Source organism: Achromobacter maghribensis (genome assembly GCF_057334215.1).
The window spans coordinates 45,926-50,524 of record NZ_JBHFII010000011.1; the positions used below are offsets into that span (position 1 = coordinate 45,926).

General features: G+C 68.0%; 4 protein-coding genes. All 4 read right to left on the reverse strand.

The features are described 5' to 3' along the window. Positions 1-57 precede the first annotated feature (57 nt). A complete protein-coding gene (locus ACE039_RS04550) occupies positions 58-867 on the reverse strand; it encodes a ProQ/FinO family protein (protein ID WP_485821778.1) in 810 nt (269 codons plus the stop codon). 49 nt (positions 868-916) lie between these two features. Further along, entirely contained in the window at positions 917-2,383 is a 1,467-nt protein-coding gene (locus ACE039_RS04555) for a hypothetical protein (RefSeq protein ID WP_485821779.1), read from the reverse strand. Between the two features lie 10 nt (positions 2,384-2,393). Continuing rightward, positions 2,394-3,536, reverse strand: a complete 1,143-nt coding sequence (locus tag ACE039_RS04560; protein ID WP_485821780.1) for a metallophosphoesterase — start codon at positions 3,534-3,536, stop codon at positions 2,394-2,396. Between the two features lie 186 nt (positions 3,537-3,722). After that, positions 3,723-4,502, reverse strand: coding sequence for an enoyl-CoA hydratase/isomerase family protein (locus ACE039_RS04565; protein WP_448710473.1), 780 nt, complete (start codon positions 4,500-4,502; stop codon positions 3,723-3,725). Positions 4,503-4,599 lie beyond the last annotated feature (97 nt).

Genomic DNA, 4,599 nt, shown 5'->3' on the forward strand with positions numbered 1-4,599 from the left:
GCGGCGTACCCCCCAGCCCGGGTTGCTTGTTGCCATCAATGCCGCCTGGCGGCGGTATTACACAGGCGTATCGGAAGCGGGCTTGCCGGATGCCGGGGCATCGGCGGGAGCATCAACCGGGGCATCGGCCGATGCGTCAGCCGCGGGCGCTTCGGTGGCGGCCGGCGTGGCGGCGGCGGGTGCCGGCGAATCGGTAGCCGTCGTATCGGCAACCGCTCCATCAGCGACCTTGGCAACCGCCTCGTCGGCGGCCGGCGTTCCGGCGGCCGGCACTCCGGCGGCGGCAGCGGCTTCCGCCTTCTTGGCCTTGTTGCGCGCGGCGGCGTTCTTGGAGGCGCTGCGCGAAGCCATGCGCTTGGCGTGCTTGGCTTCGTTGGCCGTCACGGCGCCCGAGGGTTCGCCATTCAGGTCCACGCGCGGCGCGTCTTCCACCATGCAGGTCCAGTAGCGGCGGCCATCACACCAGGTCTTGACCGCTTCCTTGATCTGCGCCTCGTCCAGCTGCAGCGCCTGCGCGTGTTGCACCAGGTCCGCCAGCACGCCCAGCTTCAGCGGAAGCTTGGGAGCGGGGTTCTTGGGGAACGCCTTGGGGAAGTGGCGTTGCAGACGCGAAATCGCAACCACGACCGGGTCCACGGGCGTCTCGCGTTCGCGGCGTTCCGCGCGCTGCGGCCGTTGGCCCTTGTCGCCGCCCTGCGGGCGCGCGCCTTTATCGCCGCCTTGCGGACGCGGGCCCTTGCCGGCGCCTTGCGGCGAACGGGGTCCCTTGCCGCCGCCCTGCGGACGCGATTCCTTCTTGGGGGTCGGCTCTTCAGGCGCTTGCTTGGTGATCAATGCCCGGATCGCGGCTAACTGTTCTAGTCCCATGTGCTACACAAAAAAAAGGTTGAGGCCGTGAGCATCAGCGCTCCGGCGGCTATCCCGACACTACGACAAGCAGCGCCAGGGACAAAAGAATGCCGAACGCGGCCAAGGCGAACGGCAGTAGTAGAACATACACGCTGCGTTCTTGCCCTGGTCCGTGAGCCAGGCCGGCCGCGATCGACATTCTTACCGGTGAAAAAATGCCCATCGCCGTGCCCGATACGTGTAACAGCGCAGCCGCTGCCGGCACGTTCAGGCCCGCTTGAACCGCTAATGATAGCTGGGACGGCATGAACAGGCTGTTCGGCGCGTTGCCGCTGTTTGCCAATATACCGAACGCGCCGGCCAGCACGGGAGTGATCAGGATGGTCCAGTCCTGGAAGGTGGCGAACAAGCCGTCCGCATACGCCTGCGAGATACCGGCGCCCGCCAGCACTTCGGCCATCATGGCGAACAGGAATACGGACATGACGGCGTGGCGACCCGTTTTCCAGGATGCGCGTGCCTGCGCGGCCAGCGCGCCGGGTTCGCGGCGCCAGGCGGCCATGGCAAGCGCGCCCGCGACCAGCCAGCTGCCTGCATGCAGGAACGGCAGCCAGGCGGGCAGGTCCGCGAAAGGCTGGAAGTCGGCCAGCGTGCCCAACGCGCGGTTGACGGCAGGGATCAGGCGCGTGGCCACCAGGCAGGCGATCACCAGGATGTACGGCAAGGCGCGGCGTGCCGCGGCCAGCGCTTGTGGGCGGTTGGGGCGGCGGTCCAGCAGGAAGCGCAGCACGATCAACGGGCCGTAGGCAGCCAGCAATGCCGTTTCCGGACCCAGCAAGGCGGTTGCGGCCGTCAGCAGGCCCAGACTGGCCGCCATCCAGGCGGCTTCCCGGCGGTGTTCGGCGGCGTCGGCGCGCAGGCCCGCGTGGCGGGCCGTCCGCCAGAACAACAGCATCCACACGGCCATCAGCAGCGCCACCGCCACCATGCTGTACAACGCCAGCTCCGGGGCCGGCACGCGCGCATACGCGGACGCCAGCAACGTGCCGCTACCCATTGCCCCCCAGGGGATCAAGGTCTGGCTCAGCAAGGCGAACACCATGATGTCGCGCGGTTTCAAGCCTAGCGGGCGAATCAGCAGCACGGTGCCCAGCATGCCCACGCCGAAGCCGGTGGCGGACTCGGCGAACGGTCCGATCAGGAAACAGGCGAAGAACAGGCGCCGGCGGCGGGCCAGCGGGTCGTTCAGCCCGGCCTGGCCTTGCGCGGCCGGTGCGGGCGCGTTCCCTTGCGACGCCATTTGCCAGAACAACAGCCCGCCCAGGATGTAGGGGGTGATGATCCAGCCGATCCACAGGCCGCGCTCAAGCGTCACGGCCAGTTGCGCGCCGCTGAAGGGCGCCGGCGCCGCGTAGAGCGCGATGGGGACGGCGGCGAACAGCCCCAGCACGGCGGCGATAGTGGTGTTGACCCGCCCGCTGGCGATGGCGGCGATCACGGTCAGGGCGGGCAGGGACCACAGGAGGTACATCATGTCGGCGAGTTTATTGCGGCGCGGATGCCGCAGGCGAACGCAGCACGATCTGCGTGATTTCCGAGGGGCGGCCCAAGCGGATCGGGAAGCCGGGCCACAGGCCGGTGCCGTTGCTGACATACAGGCTCATGGCGCCTACCTGGTACTGGCCGGAAACATAGCCTTCATTGGCCAGTTGCGTCAGCAGGTGCGGGCCCAGGATTTGCCCCCCGTGGGTGTGGCCGGACAATTGCAGGCCCGCGCCGGCTTGGGCGTTCAGCGCAGCGCCGGCGGGGCGGTGGCTCAAAAGGATGACCGGGTCATTCGCTTGCACGCCGGCCAGCGCCTGCTTTACGTCGGGCATGGGCTGGTCGTAGGCCCCCGCCATCCTGTCGGTGACGCCGGCCAGCACCAGGCGCTTGCCGTTCGGCGTCAGCGTGACGTGGTCATTCAACAGCAGGCGCAGGCCCAGCTTGTCGAATGCAGGCAGCCAACGCTGGTATTCGGCGTAGTACTCGTGGTTGCCGGGAATCGCGTAGACGCCGTGCCGGGCGCGCAGCGCTTGCAGCGGGAACACGTCGGCGACGCGGGCGGCGGTCGTGCCGTCGACCAGATCGCCCGTGATGACCAGCAGGTCCGGGTTCAGGTCGTTTGTCTTTTTGACGACGGCGTCGATCCAGGGCGCTTCCAGCAGACGGCTGGCGTGCAGGTCGGTCAGCTGCACCACGCGGAAACCGTCCAGCTCGGGCGGCAGCTTCGGCAAGACGATTTCAAGCGTCTTCACGTCTGGCACGCGCACCGCCTGCCAGACGCCAATGGCCGCCAAGGCCACCGCCAGCACCGCGGCGACCTGGCGCCAGCGCGCCGCGGCCCACAGCCGGCGGCCACGCTCGCGCGATACCGCACAGACGGCCAGGCTGGCCACGTCGCGGGCAAGCAGCAGCATGGCCAGCAGGAGCAGGCTGCCGAACAGCCAGCCCAGCGCCATCAGCAGGGTGGCCGGAATTTCAGGCGAGGCCATGCTGCCGAAGAAATTGCGCGTCACCAGATGGTGTTCGGCCACCGCCAGCAGCAGGACGGAAAGCAGCGCTTTGACAGGCTTGGAAACGGACAGCGGCAGGACGAAACGCCAGATGACATAGAGACTGATCAGTCCGGTGAAAACATGAAACACGCGGGAATTCCTACTGAAAGCGGCGGGGAACCGGGGCTGGCGCCATGGTGTCCAGGGCCAGGCCGGAGGCGAGCGTCATTATGACGATCTGGCGCTGACGGCGCCGGGTACCCCGACCGCTCGTAGGGACAAAGTGGCGGCTTGCCGGCCGCTGTCATCAGCCGGAAGCCGGTGTTCCGCGTGGTCTCAGTCCCATTGGTAAAGGGCGGGTTGCTTGTCCACGAAGCGGCGCGCGGCCTCGCGATGGAAGGCGCTGTCGCGGCAAATGGCCTGCGCCATCGCCTCTTGGACGTAGACGGCTTCGCGCGTGGATTCGAAGCTGCGGTTCATGACCGTCTTGGCCAGCCCAAGGGCCTGCGTGGGCGCGCCATGGAAGCGCGCTGCCATGTCAAGCGCGCGCTCCAGCGCGTTGTCGCAGACCTCTTGGACCATTCCCAGGCGCAGCGCTTCGTCGGCCCCGCACACGCGGGCCGTGAAGACCAGTTCTTTGGCGCGCGCCAGGCCCACGGCGCGCGGCAGCAAGTACATGCCAAGCAAATCAGGCACATAGCCGATGCGGGCGAACACCGCGCAGAAGGTGGCGTTGTGCTGTGCGATGACGTAGTCCGCGCTTAGCGCCAACGACAGGCCCGCGCCGAATGCCGCGCCGTCCACCGCGCAGATGACCGGCTTTTCCAGGTCAACCAGCATGTCGAACCAGCGCTGGATGTGCCGGATGCGGTCGCGGCCTTCGAATCCGTCGCGGCCTTCCGCCAGCGCCCGCGAGATCGATTTGATGTCTCCGCCCGCGCAGAAATGGCCGCCCGAGCCGGTCAGCACGACCGCCTTCACGGTATCGTCGTCGCGCACTTCTTGCAGCGCGCGGTCGAACGCTTCGCGCATTTCCAGGCTGAGCGCGTTGCGCTGGCCCGGCCGGTCCATGCCGAGGACCGCCGTCGCGCCGTGGCGCGTGATATTCAATGCCATGTGATGTCTCCGTCATGTCGGGGAGGCGCGCAACGGCGCGGGGGTTATTGCGCTTTCAGGCCCAGGTCTCGGGCGACCGGCAGCCAGCGGTCGCGGT